The 19,778-nt window shown below is 60.9% G+C and carries 18 protein-coding genes; 1 reads left to right on the forward strand and 17 read right to left on the reverse strand.

The features are described from left to right. From P792_RS28910 to gspG, 11 genes are all read right to left on the reverse strand, one after another. Positions 1-1,159 (reverse strand): secretin N-terminal domain-containing protein (locus P792_RS28910; RefSeq protein ID WP_023978811.1); only part of this gene is annotated, 1,159 nt, incomplete at its 3' end. Next, positions 1,156-1,662: a hypothetical protein gene (locus P792_RS0119110; protein WP_023978812.1), complete on the reverse strand. Its 507-nt coding sequence runs from the start codon at positions 1,660-1,662 to the stop codon at positions 1,156-1,158. The genes P792_RS0119110 and P792_RS28910, both read right to left, overlap by 4 nt. Next, positions 1,659-2,282: a type II secretion system protein GspM gene (gene gspM, locus P792_RS28915; protein WP_023978813.1), complete on the reverse strand. Its 624-nt coding sequence runs from the start codon at positions 2,280-2,282 to the stop codon at positions 1,659-1,661. Before gspM ends, P792_RS0119110 begins: the two co-directional genes overlap by 4 nt. Continuing rightward, positions 2,279-3,352: a PilN domain-containing protein gene (locus P792_RS28920; protein WP_023978814.1), complete on the reverse strand. Its 1,074-nt coding sequence runs from the start codon at positions 3,350-3,352 to the stop codon at positions 2,279-2,281. The genes gspM and P792_RS28920 overlap by 4 nt, the downstream gene beginning before the upstream one ends. Positions 3,353-3,371: 19 nt before the next feature. Continuing rightward, the gene (locus tag P792_RS28925) at positions 3,372-3,974 is read right to left on the reverse strand and encodes a prepilin-type N-terminal cleavage/methylation domain-containing protein (protein WP_023978815.1); all 603 of its coding nucleotides are present in this window, start codon (positions 3,972-3,974) and stop codon (positions 3,372-3,374) included. Then, positions 3,971-4,375, reverse strand: a complete 405-nt coding sequence (locus tag P792_RS28930; protein WP_200863475.1) for a prepilin-type N-terminal cleavage/methylation domain-containing protein — start codon at positions 4,373-4,375, stop codon at positions 3,971-3,973. The genes P792_RS28925 and P792_RS28930 overlap by 4 nt, the downstream gene beginning before the upstream one ends. A gap of 2 nt (positions 4,376-4,377) precedes the next feature. Further along, positions 4,378-4,806, reverse strand: coding sequence for a prepilin-type N-terminal cleavage/methylation domain-containing protein (locus tag P792_RS28935; RefSeq protein WP_023978817.1), 429 nt, complete (start codon positions 4,804-4,806; stop codon positions 4,378-4,380). Then, complete coding sequence (locus P792_RS28940; RefSeq protein WP_031240869.1) at positions 4,790-6,055, reverse strand: type II secretion system F family protein; 1,266 nt, start codon at positions 6,053-6,055, stop codon at positions 4,790-4,792. Before P792_RS28940 ends, P792_RS28935 begins: the two co-directional genes overlap by 17 nt. A 22-nt stretch (positions 6,056-6,077) precedes the next feature. Beyond that, the gene (locus tag P792_RS28945; protein WP_023978819.1) at positions 6,078-7,775 is read right to left on the reverse strand and encodes a GspE/PulE family protein; all 1,698 of its coding nucleotides are present in this window, start codon (positions 7,773-7,775) and stop codon (positions 6,078-6,080) included. After that, positions 7,768-8,547 (reverse strand): A24 family peptidase, encoded by a 780-nt coding sequence (locus P792_RS28950; protein WP_023978820.1) that lies wholly within the window; start codon positions 8,545-8,547, stop codon positions 7,768-7,770. Before P792_RS28950 ends, P792_RS28945 begins: the two co-directional genes overlap by 8 nt. A gap of 8 nt (positions 8,548-8,555) precedes the next feature. After that, positions 8,556-9,080: a type II secretion system major pseudopilin GspG gene (gene gspG / locus P792_RS28955; protein WP_023978821.1), complete on the reverse strand. Its 525-nt coding sequence runs from the start codon at positions 9,078-9,080 to the stop codon at positions 8,556-8,558. A gap of 53 nt (positions 9,081-9,133) precedes the next feature. Here gspG and P792_RS28960 point away from each other — a divergent pair, with 53 nt between their 5' ends. Further along, positions 9,134-9,544: a lytic transglycosylase domain-containing protein gene (locus P792_RS28960; protein WP_023978822.1), complete on the forward strand. Its 411-nt coding sequence runs from the start codon at positions 9,134-9,136 to the stop codon at positions 9,542-9,544. Positions 9,545-9,552: 8 nt separating this feature from the next. Here the strand turns inward: P792_RS28960 and P792_RS28965 are convergent, their stop codons facing one another. The 6 genes from P792_RS28965 to kdpB all read right to left on the reverse strand — a co-directional run bounded on the left by P792_RS28965 (position 9,553) and on the right by kdpB (position 19,773). Further along, complete coding sequence (locus P792_RS28965; protein WP_200863476.1) at positions 9,553-11,112, reverse strand: glycoside hydrolase family 32 protein; 1,560 nt, start codon at positions 11,110-11,112, stop codon at positions 9,553-9,555. Positions 11,113-11,260: 148 nt separating this feature from the next. Beyond that, the gene (locus P792_RS28970) at positions 11,261-12,973 is read right to left on the reverse strand and encodes a glycoside hydrolase family 68 protein (RefSeq protein WP_023978824.1); all 1,713 of its coding nucleotides are present in this window, start codon (positions 12,971-12,973) and stop codon (positions 11,261-11,263) included. 402 nt (positions 12,974-13,375) lie between these two features. Further along, the gene (locus tag P792_RS28975; protein WP_023978825.1) at positions 13,376-14,062 is read right to left on the reverse strand and encodes a response regulator; all 687 of its coding nucleotides are present in this window, start codon (positions 14,060-14,062) and stop codon (positions 13,376-13,378) included. Between the two features lie 126 nt (positions 14,063-14,188). Then, positions 14,189-16,921, reverse strand: coding sequence for a sensor histidine kinase KdpD (locus P792_RS28980; protein ID WP_031240876.1), 2,733 nt, complete (start codon positions 16,919-16,921; stop codon positions 14,189-14,191). Between the two features lie 103 nt (positions 16,922-17,024). Continuing rightward, the gene (gene kdpC / locus P792_RS28985) at positions 17,025-17,645 is read right to left on the reverse strand and encodes a potassium-transporting ATPase subunit KdpC (protein WP_023978827.1); all 621 of its coding nucleotides are present in this window, start codon (positions 17,643-17,645) and stop codon (positions 17,025-17,027) included. A gap of 10 nt (positions 17,646-17,655) precedes the next feature. Beyond that, on the reverse strand, positions 17,656-19,773 hold the full coding sequence (gene kdpB, locus P792_RS28990; protein WP_023978828.1) for a potassium-transporting ATPase subunit KdpB: 2,118 nt from the start codon (positions 19,771-19,773) through the stop codon (positions 17,656-17,658). Between the last annotated feature and the right edge of the window lie 5 nt (positions 19,774-19,778).

Raw genomic sequence — 19,778 nt, forward strand, 5'->3', positions numbered from 1 at the left:
CTCCCATGCCGGTCTGTGCTGTCTGGCCATTGCCCGAACCGGGCAGTGTGGCAGTCACATTATCCGGTGTGAAGGCCTGCTGAAGCGTATAGGTCACGTCATTGACGCTTGAATTCTGCACGTAGAAAATATGCCAGCTTCTTACAGTTGCTCTGCGATGCTGCTCGATGACAGAAAACAGGCGTCTGGCATCCTCGATATAGCGCGCATTGCGTGCCACCACGAGCACGGCATTGACACGGGCAAGGGGAAGGACGTCCACAAGCTTCGAGAGCGAATTGCTAGCCCCGTGCAGCGCTGATTGCAGCGCGCTTGCCATGTCCTTCGCATTGCCTGAGTCGACAGGTAAAAGTGCGTAGGACTGGCTGCTCAGCCAGTCCACATCAAAAGCATGAATGACCTCGACCAGCGCGTTGCGGGCCGAAGGGTCTCCGCTCACCATAAGGGCATTGCTGCTGTCTATCGCTGCAACGCGAGCGCCACCCTGCACGAAGGGCTGCAAGGCATGGGCGAGAGAACTGGCCTGTGCGTAGCGCAGCGGGACCATCAGGTCGCCACCCATCGAGAGGCTGTCAGCCATGCCGGCCAGCGCACCCTGCGCGGCACCTGGCGCCGACTGGCTGGGCACGACACGATACAGGCCGTCACCATGAACCAGCACAGCATGAACCTGCGCCAGGATCACCTGCAGCGCTGGCAAAAGCTGGGCATTTGTCAGGGGTTCGCTGGTTCTGAGCGTCACTTGTCCATGCACGGCAGGATCGATGGCGTAATTGACGTGCAGGATATCGTTGAGAATCTGCGAGACGGCGTCGCGCACATCCGTATCGGCAAAATTCAGCGAAACCTGACCGATGCCTTCCGTGTCGCCGTTTCCGCGAAGGGTGGGAATGTTCGGGCGAGCGAGGCTGTAGCGCGCCTTGCCAGTCGGATCGGCCGGTGAGAGGCGTCCCTCCTGCGGAGTATCCTGCAATCCACCCAGCGGCATCGGGCCACCAAGGGGTTTGGGTTTGGGTACCGGCTTGTCGCACCCGGTCAGGCCAAGGGTCAGGCCTGCGGCTAGAACAACGAGGCCAAGACGCAGGGAATCCTGTCTGCGGGCATCCTGTCTGCCGCGTGACAGAAAGTGGGAAGGAAAGGCGCGGGGCAGAACGGTCATTGCGGCATACCTGGTGGAGGAGTGTCAGATGAGGCAGGAGGGGCGAAACGCGAGAGCTCATCGCGCGAGAAGGTCTCGGGCGGGTTTTCGCTTCGAGGAGCATGATCAGGCGTCGACGGGCCGGATAAGCGGTCACGATCAGGGCGCATCAGCCTGTCCTGACCGGCCTCGCGAATGGTGATGGTGCCTTTTCCGATCGCAATAACCTGCCAGTTTCCAATATGACCCTGCAACGGTACGATAACGCCACGTTCCTGACCCGGTATCATGAAAATGGCACGGCTGACTCCCCCATTTTCGATAATACCTGTCAGGCGGGGCGTACCAGCCAGGGCATTGCCAGTCGGGGAAGGGCGTCGTGTCGGGGCAAAGAGTGGACGGGCGAGGCTATGGTCCTGCCAGGTGGCCCGATCGGCTTGCGTTGGACCGGCGCAGAACCCGGCATGGGGTATCATCAGAAAAGCACAGAGCATGACGCAGCGTTTGAGCAGGAGGGCTGTCATGGAGCTGTTTCCTTCGCGAGACGGGCCGGTAGCGCGATGTCACGACGATAGGCAAAGACCCCCATGTCGCATGACAGGGCATCGGCGGTGCGACCCTCATCTTCGGATGCGTGGAGATGAAGCCCGTCCACGACGAGGGCAGGCGAGGCTTGTGCGAGGTCAGTGAGAAAATGGATTAGGGCAGGATAGGGAGCAGACAGCGTGATGTGCAATCCGATGCGCCGGTAACTGCCTTCCCTGGTTGGGGCGAGCGTCTCGCTGCTGCTGATTTCGATGCCAGACTGGCTGGCGAGATGCGCCAGTTTGTCCTGCAATGTGGCACTCGCCATGGTGTCGCTCGCACCATCGATCAATTGCGGTGCCGATGACGGACGGTGCGCGGCAGACTGACGCAAATGGGGCAGGATTTCTTGCAGATGGGCCATACGCTCCGCCGTTTGCTGCGCCAGGGCAATGCGGCTGGCGTACTGGCTGTAAACCCCGATCAGCGGGCCGACGATAACCAGCCAGACAAGGGTGACCGCCATCAGAAGGAGCACCAGGGCCAGCACGCGTCCCCTGCGCCCTTCTGGCAGATCATGAGACAGACGCATCAGCGCCAATGGGAGCCGTGTCCTCATGGTCTCGCTCCGGCATGGGGTGTGCCAACGGGATGACCAATTTCCGCTCGTATTGAAAACGCACTGGCATTTTGTCCTGCAAGGCGCGTGACGGGCGCGATAAAGCCCGGATTACGAAGAACTGGCGACGTGCCAAGCTCCTGTATCAGCCCGGCGGGATCACGGGATTGCCCACTGATGAGCAGCTGGCCCTGCTTCAGGCTGAGATCGGTCAGCCACGCGTCATCAGGCAACAGATCGGTCAGGGCGGCAATGATCTGCATCGGGTCTCCAAGGCGATGCCTCGCCCGGTTCACAATCCCTTCGCCCATGCGCCTGTCTTCAATGGTGCGACGCAACGCGCTCGCCTCCAGCGCCGGGGCACGCAGCGCGTCAATCTGGCGTTCATATCCTGAAAGAACACGCGATTGATGCCAGAACAGCCCTAGCAGGAGACAGGCGAGCAGAGTGCATCCGCCGAGAGGCAATGCGAGACGTGGGTCGCTCACGCGAGCCACGAGAGGACGCGCAACAGGCTGTCTGATCAGGGTCTCGCCAGTCTCATCAGCAATGGCTTGCGGGTGAGCTTCCAGCAGGTGGAGACGCTCGAACAGGGGGCGTAGCGATGCCTGTGGAACGATGGAGAGACGAAGCATGATCTGTCCGAGCGCCTCGTCGCGCCTGAGTACGATGAAGTCCCAGTAAAGCGCCTCGGCATCGAACGGCGTCAGGCGATCCATTTCATAGGCGAGAATGGCCGCGAGGTCCTGTTCTGCAGCGAGGGGAAGCGTGACATCGCGCTGCATGATCCGCCCTGTCGGCAGAACAAGCCTGATGGCAGCATGGCGTGCCTTGCTTTTGCGCAGGGCGCGATATTGCGCGCTGGTCTCGAGATCCAGCGTTTCCGACTGCCCTAGCGTTCCGATGATGATCCGGCTGCGCGCCTCGCGCAGATAGAGTGTCAGGGCGTCGTCAGTGGCGACGGCCTCAACCATCGGGCGTCGAACGGCGGCAAGCGCTGTCGTGACACGTTCTGGCAAAACGGCCCGGATCTGGCGCCACCACCAGACAAGGAAAGGCTGCATCACCATGTCTCCTTTTCCTTTTGCTTCACGGTAGAGGATTCAGGCGGGGTGCCACCACGATATCGGGCCAGTGGCGCGCATCGCCCGGCGCGAACACAAGACGCAGGCGCACCAGCTCGGGCAGGGTATTGCCATACCATGTCGGGCTCCAGTGCCCGGATGCGTAATAATGCCACTCCACGCCCTCAAGACCGTTCAGCAGGACCCGTTGTTCCACAGGCGTCGGGGGTTCGATCACATGCCGATAGGCTGACCACTGCAGCACGAACCGATGCGCGTCATCGACGGAAAGCGCCATGTTTGCCCGTCCTCCGCCGGAAATTGCCTCAGCCTGTGTTTGCAGGGCATGGGGCACGGGGCCACGCCATGTCAGGCGATGGTTCGTGCCCACGAGAAGCGGCCCCTCGCGTCCATTACCTGCATCGGCACTGGCAACCACCTGCCTTACAAACCTGTCCACCGCATCCAGATCATCCTGTGCAGCCAGGGTCTGGCGTTGCTGCTCGAACAGGCGCGTGGCGGCATCGAAACCCTGGCGCAGGACCAGCAGCACCAGAGAGAACACGACCAGAGCGATTAACAGCTCCAGCAAGGTGAACCCGGCCGCATCATCACGGCGCGGGGTCATGGCGTGCCCTCCGCCGGGCCGGAACACAGGCTACTCAGAGTGACGGCGCGCTGGCCGGAAAGGGTAAAAGCGTCAGGCCAGGATTCCGTTACGGTGACATGGTAGAGGACAGTTCCTCCACGATGTTCCAGTGGGGTCATGGTGATACGCCAGTGGAAATGGTGTCCGTCCTCGCCGCTCTGGGTAAAAGCACCGGGGGTCATGCCGTGACCGATGGCATCGAGATGTGACTGCGCTCGTGAGAGAGCCTCGCGCGTGGCGGTGGCGACGTGTCCTGCCGCAACGCCATCCAGCATGCCGCGATAGACGACACCCAGCGCCAGCGCGACGATGATGAATGCAATCAGCACCTCAATGAGCGTAAAGCCGCCTTCGGAGGAAGGACGCGCGCCCTTTGGCACCGTCATCCTCCGTGGCTTTCGATGGCACCGGTCAGCCAGTTGACGCCCAGCGTCATGCGGCTCACCCCCCGGCTGAGCCCGAGCACAGGGCCCGATGCGCTGCCATCCGGGTAGAAGCGGAACACGCTCCTCGTGTCTGGCGTGATCGTGATGGCGGGCAGGGCTCCCGCAGTTGCCGGGGGGATGACGTAGCTTCCGGAAAGCGGGTTGATATCGAGCTCCTGGGCACGCCCTGTATAGAGCGCGCGGGCATGGGTCTCGCGCATCAGGGCGGCGATCTGTCGCGCCGCGTTACGCAGTTCGAGCCGTGCAGGATGCGAGGCGCCATGTCGGACCACAATGGCGCCAATCATGCCCAGAATGACCAGCACGACCAGCATCTCGATCAGGGTAAAGCCGGACTCGGCCTGCGCTCTACTGGGCAAGGTCATTAAGGCTCAGCATGGCGAGGAGAAGCGAGGAGACGATGCCTGCCACCATCAGACCCATGACGATGGTGATGGCCGGGACCAGAAGGGCAACAAGGCGCTGAATGGCAATGCGGGCCTGATCTTCGTGAATATCGGCGGCCCTAAGCGCCATGGGGCCGAGGCGTGCGGTTTCCTCACCCAGTTGAAGCAAATGGATCAGCCTTGTCGGAAAAATGCCTGCGGCGCCTAGTGTTGCTGACAGCCCCGCGCCCGAACGTGCGCTTTCAGCGGCTGTCTCGATGGCGGCGCTGGCGGCCTGATTGCCCAGCGCATCACGCACGATCCCCAGTGCCGGAAGCAGGGCAACGCCATTAACCAGCAGGGTGCCGAGAATACGGGCAAACCGCGCGGCCAGGATTTCCGATACCAGACGGCCGAGCCCTGGCACACGCAGCAGCATGCGGTCGAGCGGTCGACGCAGGGCCGGGCGTTGAATGGCCAGACGCAGGCCCAAACCAGTCAGAAATACGATAACCAGCATGGCCAGGCCGTAATGACCGATTGCAGCGCCTGCCTCCGTCAGAAGGCGCGTGGAGGCCGGCAGAGTCGCGCCATTCTGCTCAAATAGCGGCGTGAATTGCGGCAGGACCTTCGTGAGCAGTAATGTGACAGATCCGATAGCCGTCAGGGTGAGGATGGCGGGATAGATCATGGCCGATTGGACGGTGCTGATCAGCGCGCGCTCGCGTTCGAGCAGCCCGGCGAGCCGTTCCATGGTGGGGGCCAGATCTCCCGTTGTCTCAGCCGCCCGCACCATGCCGATATAGAGCGGGGGAAAACCACCCCGGCTCGTGGCAAGTGCCGAATGAAGCGCCTGTCCGTCACGGACCCTGTCCCGAACACCCTTCAGGATGCTGCCTATGCGGGGGGATGACGTGGTCTCGATCAGAAAACGCAGGGCACGATCCATATCCTGTCCTGCATCGAGCATGACAGCGAGTTCGCGCGTCAAATCCGCTAGTTCACCGCGCGTTACGCCGTGTCGCTTCAGGCTGAAGCCCTGCGCGCCAGAGCGCGGAATGGCTCCTGTGCCAGACGCGCGCGCAAACCTCGTGCGCCCCTTTGCGCCTTTCTCCGCCATACCGACATGGATGGGCATGTAGCCCTGGCGTCGCAGTTTCGCGACAGCGTCTTCCTGCGTGTCGGCCATGAGGGTGCCCTGCTGTGGGGTGCCCTGTCGGTCAATGACCCTGTAGAGGAATTCCGTCATGAGGGGGCTGCGCTCGCCACACTCAACCGACAGCGCGCACGCTACGCATGACTTCCTCGATGGTGGTCTGGCCATCAACGGCTGCACGAAGCCCGGAATCGAAGAGGGTTTCCATGCCGGCTGCGACGGCTGCACGCTCTATCGCGAGATGATCGGCTTTCTCGAAAACGAGTTTTTCAATGGCCTCATCGGGTTCGAGAAGTTCTGCGATTGCGAGCCTGCCCTTGAAGCCTGTATGGCGGCATGAGGCGCAACCCGCCGCGTGATGAAGAGTAATCGGCTCCCCCGAGGCGAAGCGATCGAGTTGCAGTTCCTGAACCAGCGCCGCAGGTGGCGTGTAGGGCGTCTTGCACAGAGGGCACAGGCGACGCACGAGGCGCTGGGCCAGAACACCACGCAGCACTGCGGTCATGAGGTAGTCCTCTACCCCCATGTCGCGCAGGCGTATGATGGCGGCGGATGCTGAGTTCGTGTGCAGTGTGGACAGAACCAGATGCCCTGTCAGAGCCGCCTGAACGGCAATCTGGGCGGTCTCACGGTCGCGTATCTCGCCTACCATGATCACATCGGGATCCTGACGCAGAATGGCGCGCAGCAGGGTGGCGAAATCCAGACCGATCTGCGGTTTGACCTGCACCTGATTGATGCCGCCAAGCTGGTACTCGATCGGATCCTCAATCGTGACGATCTTGCGCGTGACGGCATTGAGATCGGACAGGCCCGTATAGAGTGTTGTGGTTTTTCCCGATCCGGTCGGCCCTGTAACCAGAACGATGCCATTGGGCCGCTGGAGAAGCTCGCGCAGGCCCCCGACAATGCCGGGCTGCAGGCCCAGCGTGGCATAATCGAAGACCGCGCCCGACCGATCGAGAACGCGCAGGACCAGCGTCTCGCCATAGAGCGACGGAATGGTGGACACACGAAAATCGACTTCATGCCCGCGCACGGCAAGCTTGATCCGTCCATCCTGGGGCAGGCGTCGTTCGGCAATATCAAGGCGCGCCATGATCTTCACGCGTGAGAGCACGGCGGGCACAAGCTGGGCCGCCAGTGTTTCCGCCTCATGCAGGATGCCGTCATAGCGATAGCGCACACGCAGCCTGTCCTCGAACGGCTCGATATGGATATCCGAAGCCCTGGTCTCGACCGCACGATTGATGATCTGGTTGACCAGACGGATCACGGGTGCTTCTGACGCCAGATCCTTCAGCCGTTCGGCATCGTCTTCAAGAGCATTGCCCTCTGCCTGCTCGGGTTCGGCCTCGCGGCTTTCATCCGGGTAGAGGCGGTCGAGCGCGGCTTCGAGTTCAACCGGAAGGGCTGCCTGGGTTGCGATGGTCAGTCCCGTCGCCGCCTGCAGGGCCGCAGGCGTGAAACTGTCCAGCGGGTCGCGCATGGCAAGAGCCAGCGTGTTTCCCTCCAACGAGAGCGGCACAACATGCGCATCACGCAGGAAACGGGTCTTGATCTGCCCGGTCAGAACCGGATCGGCCGGATAATGATCAGCACCTGCAAGAGGAATATCGAGCAACTCAGCATAGGTTCTGGCCATGAGCGCTTCTGACACCAGACCCAGTTGCAGCAGGATCTGGTCGAGGCGACCACCGCTCTGCTCTGCGGCACGTGCAGCGCGGTCGAGCCCTCGATGGTCGCAATATCCTCTGTCGACCAGCAGGGAAGCTAACGCCTCGAGACGGCCGTCATGCTGACGCTCAGCCATAGGACTGCCCGATGATCTCGAGCAACCAGCCGCCCCAGAGGGCAAAGGCGAGCCCTGGGCCGAAGGGGATACGCATCTGCGCGCTCAGGCTGGCTTTTCGCGTAAGCCACGCGCCGGCCAGTGTGACGACAGCACCCATGAATACGATCTCGGGCAGGATGAATGGTCCCAGCCATCCGCCTCCGGCGGCAAGCAGCTTGGCATCGCCACCGCCAAGCCCGTCCCGCGCCCGCAACTTGCGATAAAGCAGCGCGACGCCGCCAAATGCGGCCCAGCCCAGCAAGGCAGCCAGACTGTGCAGATGAAACTCGGCGCGACCATGCTGTGCTGCGAAGGCGAGCCCGACACCGAGCAAGGGGAGAGTCAGGTAATCCGGCAGGGTTGTGCTGCGCAAATCGATGGCTGCGAGCAGCAGGAGCCACCAGCCAAACAGGCATCCCTGAATCATGAGATGAGTCAGGTCGAGACGATCTGGCGCCATATGCACGGCCCAGTCAGCGGCTCCCGCAACGAGCAGGGCCGCGACTTCCATCGCCGGGTGGAATGCATCGATAGCCGACTGGCAATAGCGGCATTTGCCACGCTGTATGGCGTAGCTGACCAGCGGTATGAGATCGCGGCCGCCAAGCACGCAATCGCAGTTCGGGCAGCGTGACCGGGTAAAGAAAGGTGAGCGCCCCTCTGGCAGCCGCCAGGCAAGCACGCCGAGAAAAGACCCGATGAAGGGCGAGGCGATGACGAGGCCTGTATGGAGAGGGAGCGCGAAATTCATGGGGGCGCTCAGGGATTGCAGATCATGGCAGCACGATCGCTCGTCGCTTCATGAGCGCCCTTCGAGCAGAGGTCATAATCATGGCCCGGTCGTTCCGAGGGGTTGCTGTAGATATAAGGGTGGTGCCACGGGTCCTTGGGGTCAGCATTGTCCTTGAGGTAAGGCCCGTTCCAGTTCTCGGCGTCCTGCGGGCGTTCGATCAGCGCGTGCAGCCCGTCTTCAGTGCTGGGGTAGCTTCCTGTGTCGAGACGATACAGATCCAGAACCTCGCCCAGCCGCTGAATGGATTGATGAGCGACGGAATTGCGTGCGCCACCCAACTGACGCAATGCGGCGGGCGCGACGAGACCGATGAGCAAACCGAGAATGGCAATCACCACCAGCAATTCGAGCAGCGTGAACCCGGCCTCGTCGGTATCGGAGGGAGCGCCGATATCGGCGCCTTCGGTCTGGTCGGGGCGCTGCGTGGTCCGGACGGGCCATTCGCATGTTTTGGCGCAACGGGGCTGTGCTAGCGTATCAAAAAGGCGCATCAATAATGTGTCCGATATGAAAAGCCCTGAATCGGGGAGGAGTGTAGCGCAATATGGCCGTTGCGTATGCGAGCTGCATGATTTTTGTTGCTGCCCTGTACCATTTGCCACCCAGGGTTCTTCCCGCAATTCTGGGGGTGGAAAATGGTCGCAACGGCATGGTGCGTCATAACAGTAACGGAACGGATGACCTCGGTGTGATGCAGGTCAACACGTTGTGGCTTGGGCCTATTGCGCAGTTTACCCATGCTACGCCGCAAAGCGTTTACCGCAATCTGCTGACCCAGCCCTGCTATAATATCAGCGCAGCGGGGGCTATCATGCGCCTCTATCTCAATGAGTCTCATGGTGATCTCATGAGGGCGGTCGGGAATTACCATTCGCATACCATCGCGCTCAATCTGGCTTACCAGCAGCGCGTGCTGGGTGCGGCGCGCCTTCTGTTCCAGAATGGCGGTCATTGAGCCTCCGTTCAATGATCGAGCCCGGTGACGTGCAGGGTCTTGAACAATGCCGGGGCATCCTGCGTAAACAGCGAGATGTGCGTACTGCCTTCATGGGGGAAGATCAGATCCGTCATCCTTAGCTCACCGTCATTGGCGAAAATCTCGACAGAGGAACGGTCCACCACGACGTGCAGTGTGATGGTGTTGTTGTGTGGGAGCAATGAGGCAATATGGATCGGACTGAACTTACTTGAATAATTGGTCACCCCGGAATGGGAACGATCCAGCGACAGCAGGTGACGGGCAAAATCATAGCTTATGCGCGTCCCTTCCTGACCATCTTCAGATTGACGCACCGTGATGCCTGCCTGCCCCTTGCCGTCGCTGTGCAGGGTCAATGAAATATCCTCCACTTCGTGCTGTACGGGCAGGGGCCAGACTGCACTGGCGGCCAGCGCATGACCTGCCCAGCTGCGGGAGGGAGAACGGGCGGTGAGCGCGTCGTATTCGGGTGTCGGAACCTGATAGAGATGCGGCTTGCCACGCAGTGTCCTGAGCAAAAGCGCAACTGGCAAGGTCATCTGGCCGCGCCAGGGTGCGGTAGGAAGCTTGTCAGCATAATCCCAGTTGCTCATCCAGCTTATCAGGCGGGGCGACAGATCTGGCGTGTTGGCAATGCGTATGGCCGCATAATTATCGGCTCCATGATCGAGCCAGTGATAGGTCGATGGGTCGGCCCCTTCAGGAGGGAGAGGATCGGCGGTGAATTTCGTGCCGTCAAAGCGGCCTGTGAAATATTCCACCCCGGATCCCCCGGCAATGCTCCAGGGATTGACGCTTACGATCATGACCCAGCGGGTGTCCTTGCGATTTCCATCCAGATCGAGCGCGACAAGCGTGGGCATCTCCCACAGCATGCCGGGCTTGCGATAACCGTTCGGCTGGAAGTCGCTCAAAAAATCCCAGTGCTTCAGGTCGCGGGAACGGTAGAGCTTGACCACCTGCGCATCGGCGACGACGGTTGTCATCACCCAGTATTGCCCCGGCGCGTACCACGCCACTGACGGATCACGGAATTGTCGTGAGTCCGGAGACAATGTGAGTATCGGGTTGCGCTCGTGGCGCTCCCAAGTTGCGCCGCGATCGAGGCTATAGGCAAGTGACTGTGCCTGCGTACCGTCAGGGTGGGCCGGATCCTGTGAAAAAACAGTGGTGTAGAGCGCGATTAATGGCGGAATGTGGTTCTTGCCCAGACCGGAGCGATTATCCCGATCCACCACGACTGACCCTGAAAACATGTCCCGCCCGGGCGAAGCGGCGAGCGCTACGGGTTCCTCATGCCAGTGCAGAAGGTCATGACTGGTCGCGTGACCCCATGAGGTATGACCCCACACCATGCCATCTGGATTATACTGATAAAAAAGATGCCATGTCCCATCCAGCCAGAACGGCCCGTTGGGGTCATTCATCCAGTGCGCGCGAGGAGAAAAATGCAGCGCGGGACGCCATTGCGGTGTCTCACTCGTGGTATTTGAGCTACTGCCTGTCGCGTTTGACTCCTGCGCAGCGGCAGGACAGGCAGTCATGGCCGTCAGAGGCGCGATGAGCCCGGAGAGCGCGCAAAGTATTACGCAAGAAAAAAACCGTTTATGGCGCTGTGACATCATCACCCGAAGCTGAGGATACCCAAAGGAAAGTGACCGGCCTGCACGGGGCAGGCCGATCACCAGACGCTTATTGTTGTGTGGTCAGAAAGGCATTCATGCGGGCATTCACATCCGGGCCGATCTGCTTTTGCTGGCTGATCAGATCCTGAATGAAACCGACGATATTGATGTCGGCGCGATTGGCCGAAATATCGCCGTACCCACCAAGGCCGTTATTGCCATAGCGTGTGTCGACAATCGACGCATCGCCACGGATGCGAACCTTGACAGTCGGTGACAGCGCACCGCCACGACGTCCTTCAACCGTGTCGATGAAGGACTCCACGAGCCCGCCCGGCATGACGTAATGCGAGTAGGACTGGAAGGCGCGCAGGTTCTGGTCCGGGTTGGCATCGTAGTCGGTGCCAGCCGCAATATTCAGGTTGGTCGGGTTGCCGAGCATCAGCCCGCTTCCGTAGTTCATGGGCTGGAAATCACTGCGGATGCCATTGCCGACGAAGCCATAGACACCGTCAGGTCCGTCCACACCGGCTGCATAGGTCGTGCGATGGCTGATGGTGAAGATGTAGTACTTTCCGTCCTTGATATACATCTGCGGACGTTCGGTCTGATCGTTCACGCAATTGGCTTCGATCAGCGGCGACAGGAACTTCCACTTCGACAGGGAGCCATTCTCGGCGACTGCCAAACCAATAGCGGCCTTCTGGTAATATGCGCCCGTGTTCAGCACCTGCTGAACGGTCTCGGCGTGCGGGTCATTGGCGCGATAACCGAGATCCTCCGCCGTGCAGTTTGCAAGCCCACGCTCACCGGGCGTGTTGCCTTCAAACACCATGTAGTTGGTGCCGGGGTGCTGGGGATCCTCGAAAGTGAACGGATCGCGGAAGTTGTAATACGGGTTCTGCGCGCCATTCTGATAGAGAACGCCGTCGGGGCGCAGAAGCGGCGTGTGCTGCGTGAAGCCCGTAAACCAGACATGGTTGAAATCGGCATGGATCTGGCCAAGGCTTTGAGTGATCACCGCCTGTGAGGGAGTGATATCCTGGCCTGCCGCGTTCCGGTTGAATGCCATATCAGTATAGAACAGCGATACCTTGTTACTCGTGGGATCGAGCAGACGCATCGAGCCGGACCATTCGGCGGTGATGGTATAAGTCGTGCCGGCAAAAACCTGTTCCTGCGCCCCTTCAGGGATCAGGTGTCCACCATAGATCCAGCCCCCGTTGGTCGGGCGATGGCTCGCCGGGATGCCTGCGCGGCGGTAGAAATAGCCGATACGGGCATGGGTGTGACGGTCATCGAAGCCATAGCCGGCGTTCTTGTCGGCGGTCAGGCAGAAAATAACTTCCCAACCGTTATAGCTGAACTGATTGGCTTTCTTGTCGATGAGCGTCCAGGTGTCCCAGACCCACACATCAGGGTTGGTTGCCGGAAAATCGGCGGGGACATCAGGCATGACGAGCTGCTCGGGAAGCGAATTCTTGCCTGCACCGGCCGAGGTGTCGGAATGGGCCTTGATCTGCATGGCATCGGCACGCGTCCATCGCGCTGTGAAGCTGTCCTGCGGGTCGTATGCCTTTTGGGTGTGGATGGTGGGCAACGGGAAGCCGGGCACGCCATTCAGCGAACTGCCCGGATACAGTTTTGCGCCATGCGGCATCATGCCGGGGCGGGGCGCAACGCGGAACGCCTCACGCAGGGCGTCGGGGTTAAGCTGGGCAAAAGCCGCCTGGCTGGTGAATGTTGCGACCATCGATCCGGCCAGCAACAGATTGAGCATCGCTCTCTTTCGGAACCTGTTGCCATGTCACCCTCGAATGATTTCGTCATGAGGCATGGCAGGAACGTTACTGCTCCGTCACGCATCATGATCCCGTTTCTTCCTGCCCTGGCGGCGTTACATTCCTCCAGCGCCCGGTTACTTGATCACAAATTTGTTATGAGAGTCAATTCGCAATTAACGACAGATTAATGGCAGAAAGATGTCTGTCTTGAGACCACGCTGCGGCAGCAAGTCTTCGGTGCAGCACAATCAAATTGAAACATAATAACTGATGTGGTGACTGGTATTTCTGTTTAATTGCGTAAATTTGAAAAGTGGCGGTGAAAGACAAAATTTTCTTTACGATGGCCTGTTGCCGTTACGATTGCGATACTGCTCCAAGCGAGGTGAATTTTGCTTTCACTCCCCTTGCACCAGACGATAACCGATACCGGTCTCGGTGATGATGTGGCGAGGCTGTTCCGGGTCCGTTTCGATCTTCTGTCGTATCTGTCGGATATAGACTCGCAACTGCTGCACATCACCGCTGGCACCCCAGAGCTCGCTCATGATTGTGCAATGGGTCAAAACGCGCCCGGCGTAGCGCACAAGCATTCGCAGAATATCCCATTCCCGGGGAGAGAGTTTCAGTTCCGTCCCGGCACGGAAGATTTGTCGTTTCACCAGATCGATCGATAGATCACCGGAAGTGAAGAGGGGCGTTGTCCCCTGTTGCTGCAGGGCATGACGCAGCGCATTGCGCAGGCGGGCCACGAGTTCTGCCATGCTGAACGGCTTGGTCACGTAGTCATCGGCGCCGGCTTCCAGAGCAGCTACCTTGCCCCGCTCATCATCGCGCACAGAGAGGATCACGACTGGAAGGGTCGGATGCAGCGCCCTTAGCCTGCGCAGGATTTCTATCCCGTCATGGTCAGGCAGGCCCAGGTCGAGCAGGACGAGGTCAGGCGGTGTTTCACTGGCCACCCGCAACGCGTTCTCGCCTGTTCCAGCTTCGAGCACGCGCCATGACTGACTGGCCAGCGTGGTGCGTAGCAGCCTGCGAATGGCGGGCTCATCGTCAACAACGAGAAGGATCGGGTCACTCATGGGGCAGGGACTTCGAGCAGGATCGGATAGGGCATGGGACCGTGTCTTTGGCACGGTTGATGGTCATCGGACTCACCCGGCGATAGGGCTGCCCGCAGGGAAACAGTTTCTTTGGGGGCAAACTTCTCACAGGGACTTTCTTCCGTCACGGGTTTCCGGGCCGGTCCTGTCGGGCACAATCTGGCGCATCGCCTGTGAGGCTGGCAGCGGAAAGCGCAGGGTAAAAACCGCTCCTTGCCTGTCCGTACGGTTTGCGGCCTCAATATCGCCACCCATTGCCTCGACAAAACCACGGGCAATGGCGAGGCCGAGGCCAGTCCCTGCACGGGCCGTATCGGCCGCGGCAAAGCGTGTGAACTTGCCAAAAATCTCTGCTGGATCACGATCACCAAATCCCGGCCCCTCATCCTCAATCGCGATCACGAGCCTTGAATGGCGCATGGCGAGGCGCAGCGTAATGGCAGTCTCTGCGGGGGTATATTTTGCTGCATTGTCGAGGATATTGAATAGAGATTGCTCCAGCAGCACAGCATCGAGATCGAGCATGGGGAGGGTCGATGCGGTATCGAGGGTGACGTGATGATGCTCCAGTAGTTTCGCCGCGCGTGCTAGGGCTGTCGCCGCCACCTCGGCGCAGTCCACACTGTCATGGCGCAGGGGGAGGGCGCCGGCTTCAATCCGTGTCATGTCGAGCAGATTACCCACGAAGCGGTTCAGGCGTTCGGCCTCATCCGTCAGGGTCGAGAGAAGCTCGCTTCTTCCTTCCTCTCCCAGTACCTCGCCATAATCGCGCAGGCTCGATGCTGCTCCCAGAATGGAGGCGAGCGGGGTGCGCAGATCATGGGAAATGGAGGTCAGAAGGGCCCCCCGCAGCCTGTCCGTCTCGGCTTCCAGGCGTACCCTGTCGAGATCACGGGTCAGCAGCAGGCTTTCGAGGGCCGAGGCTGTTTGGTCCGCCAGCGCGTCCAGCAAACTCTGCTGCTCGGCATCGAGCAACTGGCCCGGTTTCTCGCGGTACAGGCCGATCACAGCTACGGGCCCACGCGCCGTGCGCAGGGGAATGAACAGCCATTGTACGCCGGGAAGGCTGTCAGACCCGCGCCCGGCCAAACGGCTATGCTTCCAGGCCCAGCTTGCCGCCGCCAGATCGTCCTCTCCCGGGGGGTGGGCTTTGTCCGATTGCGCCTGTACGGCTAGTCTGCCGCCATCGGGCATGAGAAGCACGACGTGACAATCGAGCAGGGTCGCAATCTGCCGGGTGACAGAGCAGAGCAGGTCGTCGAGCGTGGACATGCCGGTGATGGTGCGGCTGAAACGATAGAGTGACTGGGTGATCTCTGCACGGTGGCGCGCCACAACAGCCTGACTGCGTACGCGGGCGCCCAGATTGCCTGCAATCAATGCCGTGGCAAAAAAGAAGAACAGCGCCACGACATTATCGGGGGCTGCAATGGTCAGGGTATAAAGCGGCGGCAGGAAAAAGAAGTTGAAGCACAGCATGCCGAAAATGGATGCCCAGAGCGAGGGACCCAGCCCGTAGGCCACGGCCACTCCCAATATGGCGGTCAGAAAGGCCAGTGACACATTACTGACCTCGAAACCCTGCCGAAGCAACAGGGCCAGCCCCAGAGCACAGAGGACGATGGCCGTGCTCGCCAGATAGGGCGAAAAACGTGGGGGAGGATTTTCGTAGATCCGGTGGTCCATCGCCTCGCCTGAACGGGGTACGACATGAACCGGAAAATTCTCCGAGCGCTGAATCAGCCGTTCAGTTGTTGATCGACCGATAAGCTGCCTCAGCCGACCGAGCCAACCCGTGCCCGCCGGATGCGCCGCGACGATCTGCGTCACATTCTGGGCGCGGGCATAGGCCAGGGCATCGAGGGCAATATCATGGCCGGGCACTGTCACCGTCTCTGCACCGAGCGACTGGGCGAGATGCATCTGTGAGGCCATGCGCGCGCGGGCCTCCTCGGTCAGGTCGCGGCTGGTTTCCACATGCAGAACGATCCAGGGCGCATGAAGCCGGTCGGCCAGTCTCTTGCCGTAGCGCACAAGACCCGCATCGCCATCCTGCAGGGTCAGGCAAACCATCACGCGTTCACCGGCCGCCCAAGGCCCCGCTATGGCGTTGGCCTTCATGTGATCGACCAGCTGCGCGTCCACCTGCTGGGCCGTCTGGCGCAAGGCCAGTTCGCGCAGGGCGGTCAGGTTGCCGGGCGAGAAATAATGCAGCAGCGCCCGGCCTGCCGTGTGGGCCGCATAGATCTTTCCATCGCGCATGCGCTGCAGCAGGTCGCCCGGTGTCAGATCGACCAGTTCGAGCTCATCGGCGCTCTCGATCACATGGTCGGGCACGGTCTCGCGCACGCGCACCCGGGTGATCGAGGCTACGATATCATTCAGGCTTTCAAGGTGCTGGATATTGACGGTGGTGAAAACATCGATCCCCGCATTGAGCAGCTCCTCGACGTCCATCCACCGCTTCGGATGGCGGGAGCCGGGCGCGTTGCTGTGCGCCAGTTCATCGACAAGAGCGAGGGTGGGGCGCCGGGCGAGAATGGCATCAAGGTCCATCTCGCGCAGGATCTGACCGCGATAGGCGACGGAACCGGCCGCGATGACAGGCAGGCCCTCGACAAGCGCCTGTGTTTCAGCACGGCCATGCGTTTCCACCACGCCAATTGCCAGATCGACCCCCTCCTGCATCAGATGCCGGGCGCTGCTCAGCATTTCGAATGTCTTGCCGACACCTGGCGCCGCGCCGAGAAAGATTTTCAGCCGGCCCCGGCGTCTTTCGCCGCAGCCCTGACGCAGCAGGGCGTCAGGGTCGGGGCGGTCATAATCCTGTCTCGTCATCGCGTTCCCTGGCTCGGTCTGGCGGCTGCGCCTGTTCATAAATCTGATGATTGTCATGGCTTGCCCAAGTGCCGCGATCTGGCATCTGGGCAGGTTGGACCGGCTATTGCGCCATTCTATCGAGCGCCCGGTTGAGTGCCAGAACATTCACATGGGGCTCACCGAGGAAGCCAAGAAAGGGCTGGCTTGTCTGCTGCAGCACCAGATGACGGACACGGGCTTCATCAAGGCCCCGTGCCTCTGCCACGCGCAGGACCTGAAACAGCGCTGCCTCGGGTGAGATGTCAGGGTCGAGGCCACTGGCTGATGTGGTGACGAGGTCAATCGGGATATGCCAGCCCCGTGCCATAGCCTCAGGATTTTCGGCACGCAATGCGGCGGCGCTTTGGGTGACGCGCTCAATGAGGGCCCGGGATGTCGGGCCGGCATTGGAAGCCAGAGAGGCCGCCCCGTTATAGGGCATCGGGATTGTCTTGCCGGGGTCCTTCGGATCTGGCCCCATTGTGGCCGAAGGGCGACCGTGGAAATAGCGCGGGGAGGTGAAATTCTGTCCGATCAGGGCAGAACCGACAACATGTCCCTTGTCGTGGATCAGGCTGCCCGCCGCCTTGTCGGGCAGGATCAGGCCTGACAGGGCGGTCATCCCAAGAGGGTAGGCCAGACCGGTGAGGGCAGAAAGAAGGAGAAACAGAACGAGCGCAGGGCGCAGCTGGGACAAAACCATGATGGCCTCCTCAGGCCAGACCGATATGGGTGATGAGCAGATCGATCAGCTTGATGCCGATGAACGGTACGATGAGCCCGCCAACACCGTAGATAAGCAGGTTGCGCCGCAGCAGCGCCGCCGCACCTACCGGGCGATACGCCACGCCACGCAGTGCAAGCGGGATGAGCGCGATAATGATCAGGGCGTTGAAGATGATCGCTGAAAGCACGGCGCTTTCCGGGGTGGCCAGATGCATGATGTTGAGGCTGGACAGCGCAGGATAGAACCCGACGAACATCGCAGGAATGATGGCGAAATACTTGGCCACGTCATTGGCGATCGAGAAAGTCGTGAGCGCACCGCGCGTCATGAGCAGCTGCTTGCCGATACCGACGATCTCGATCAGTTTTGTCGGGTCGCTGTCGAGATCGACCATGTTGCCAGCCTCGCGGGCGGCGACAGTGCCGGTATTCATGGCAACGCCCACATCGGCCTGAGCAAGGGCGGGGGCATCGTTCGTACCATCGCCGCACATGGCCACGAGCTTGCCCGAAGCCTGCTCGCTGCGGATCAGGGCCAGCTTGGCTTCGGGTGTGGCCTGGGCCAGGAAGTCATCCACGCCCGACTCAGCGGCGATGGCGGCGGCAGTCAGGGGGTTGTCACCCGTAATCATGACCGTGCGTATGCCCATGCGACGCAACTCGGCGAAGCGTTCGCGTATGCCGCCTTTCACCACATCCTTGAGATGCACCACACCCAGCAGATGCGTGTCATCCATGACCGCAAGCGGGGTGCCACCCTGACGGGCGATGCCATCGGCGATACTGCGTATCTGGGCGGCGGAGGGGGCGTTTGGCCCAGCAGCTTCAAGCACGCTCTCAACCGCGCCCTTGCGTATCTGTCTGGTGCCGATATTGACGCCGCTCATGCGTGTCTGGGCCGTAAACGGGACGAACTGTGCACCTGCAGCGTTGAGTTCGCGTCCTCGCAACCCGAAACGCGTCTTGGCCAGCACGACAATGGAGCGGCCTTCCGGCGTTTCGTCGGCCAATGAGGCAAGTTGTGCCGCATCGCCAAGCTGTTGCTCGGTCACGCCCGGCACGGGCATGAAGGCGCAGGCCTGACGGTCTCCGATTGTGATGGTGCCGGTCTTGTCGAGCAGGAGCGTATCCACATCGCCCGCGGCTTCAACCGCACGGCCCGACATCGCGAGCACATTGAAGCGGATCAGCCTGTCCATACCGGCAATGCCGATTGCCGAGAGAAGCGCCCCGATGGTGGTAGGAATGAGCGTGACGAACAGGGCCACGAGCACCATGACCGAAATCGAGCCGCCCGCGTAATGCGCAAACGACGGAATGGTCGCCACAGCGATGATGAAGATGAGCGTCATGCCAGCCAGAAGGATGGTCAGGGCAATCTCATTGGGTGTTTTCTGTCGCTGCGCGCCCTCCACGAGAGAGATCATGCGATCAAGAAAGGTCGAGCCCTGGGCTGCCGTGATGCGCACGATCACCCAGTCCGACAGCACACGTGTGCCGCCTGTGACGGCCGATCGATCGCCGCCACTTTCGCGAATGACAGGGGCGGACTCACCCGTAATGGCTGACTCGTCAACCGAAGCAATGCCTTCGATCACCTCCCCGTCGCTCGGGATGAAATCGCCAGCCTCGACCAGGACTACATCGCCCACGACCAGCTCGGGGGCGGGAATTTCCTCATACAGCCCGGCAGGACCGAAAGCGCCTGTATCACTGGGCAAAAGGCGCTTGCCGCGCGTCTCCGTGCGGGTGCGACGCAGTGAGTCGGCTTGCGCCTTGCCACGCCCTTCGGCGATGGCTTCGGCAAAATTGGCGAAAAGCAGCGTGAACCACAGCCAGAGCGTGATCTGCAGGGCAAACCCGGTATGGGAGACACCTTTGATGAGGTCGCGCAAAAGCAGCACGGTTGTCAGGCAGGTGACGATCTCGACGACGAACATGACCGGGTTGCGGATCATGATACGCGGGTCGAGCTTGCGCAGGCTTTCAGCCAGTGCGGGAAGCACGAGCGCTGCATTCAGCACACCCGATTTCGGGCGTGAGGGCGGGCGCTTCGACGGTGCCTCGGCATGGGACCCGGGCGCGGGTGAGGGAAAGGAGATCATCGTAT

This window comes from Asaia sp. SF2.1 (assembly GCF_000505765.1).
Lineage (GTDB): Bacteria > Pseudomonadota > Alphaproteobacteria > Acetobacterales > Acetobacteraceae > Asaia > Asaia bogorensis.

Bases quoted from the DNA above. Each gene is read 5' to 3' on its own strand.
- gspM (WP_023978813.1), bottom strand. From the start codon at position 2,282: ATGAGGACACGGCTCCCATTGGCGCTGATGCGTCTGTCTCATGATCTG.
- P792_RS28945 (WP_023978819.1), bottom strand. From the start codon at position 7,775: ATGGCTGAGCGTCAGCATGACGGCCGTCTCGAGGCGTTAGCTTCCCTG.
- kdpB (WP_023978828.1), bottom strand. From the start codon at position 19,773: ATGATCTCCTTTCCCTCACCCGCGCCCGGGTCCCATGCCGAGGCACCG.
- P792_RS28935 (WP_023978817.1), bottom strand. From the start codon at position 4,806: ATGACCTTGCCCAGTAGAGCGCAGGCCGAGTCCGGCTTTACCCTGATC.
- P792_RS28980 (WP_031240876.1), bottom strand. From the start codon at position 16,921: ATGACGAGACAGGATTATGACCGCCCCGACCCTGACGCCCTGCTGCGT.
- P792_RS28950 (WP_023978820.1), bottom strand. From the start codon at position 8,547: ATGAATTTCGCGCTCCCTCTCCATACAGGCCTCGTCATCGCCTCGCCC.
- kdpC (WP_023978827.1), bottom strand. From the start codon at position 17,645: ATGGTTTTGTCCCAGCTGCGCCCTGCGCTCGTTCTGTTTCTCCTTCTT.
- gspG (WP_023978821.1), bottom strand. From the start codon at position 9,080: ATGCGCCTTTTTGATACGCTAGCACAGCCCCGTTGCGCCAAAACATGC.
- P792_RS28940 (WP_031240869.1), bottom strand. From the start codon at position 6,055: ATGACGGAATTCCTCTACAGGGTCATTGACCGACAGGGCACCCCACAG.
- P792_RS28970 (WP_023978824.1), bottom strand. From the start codon at position 12,973: ATGCTCAATCTGTTGCTGGCCGGATCGATGGTCGCAACATTCACCAGC.
- P792_RS0119110 (WP_023978812.1), bottom strand. From the start codon at position 1,662: ATGACAGCCCTCCTGCTCAAACGCTGCGTCATGCTCTGTGCTTTTCTG.
- P792_RS28960 (WP_023978822.1), top strand. From the start codon at position 9,134: ATGGCCGTTGCGTATGCGAGCTGCATGATTTTTGTTGCTGCCCTGTAC.
- P792_RS28975 (WP_023978825.1), bottom strand. From the start codon at position 14,062: ATGAGTGACCCGATCCTTCTCGTTGTTGACGATGAGCCCGCCATTCGC.
- P792_RS28965 (WP_200863476.1), bottom strand. From the start codon at position 11,112: ATGACTGCCTGTCCTGCCGCTGCGCAGGAGTCAAACGCGACAGGCAGT.
- P792_RS28925 (WP_023978815.1), bottom strand. From the start codon at position 3,974: ATGACCCCGCGCCGTGATGATGCGGCCGGGTTCACCTTGCTGGAGCTG.
- P792_RS28920 (WP_023978814.1), bottom strand. From the start codon at position 3,352: ATGGTGATGCAGCCTTTCCTTGTCTGGTGGTGGCGCCAGATCCGGGCC.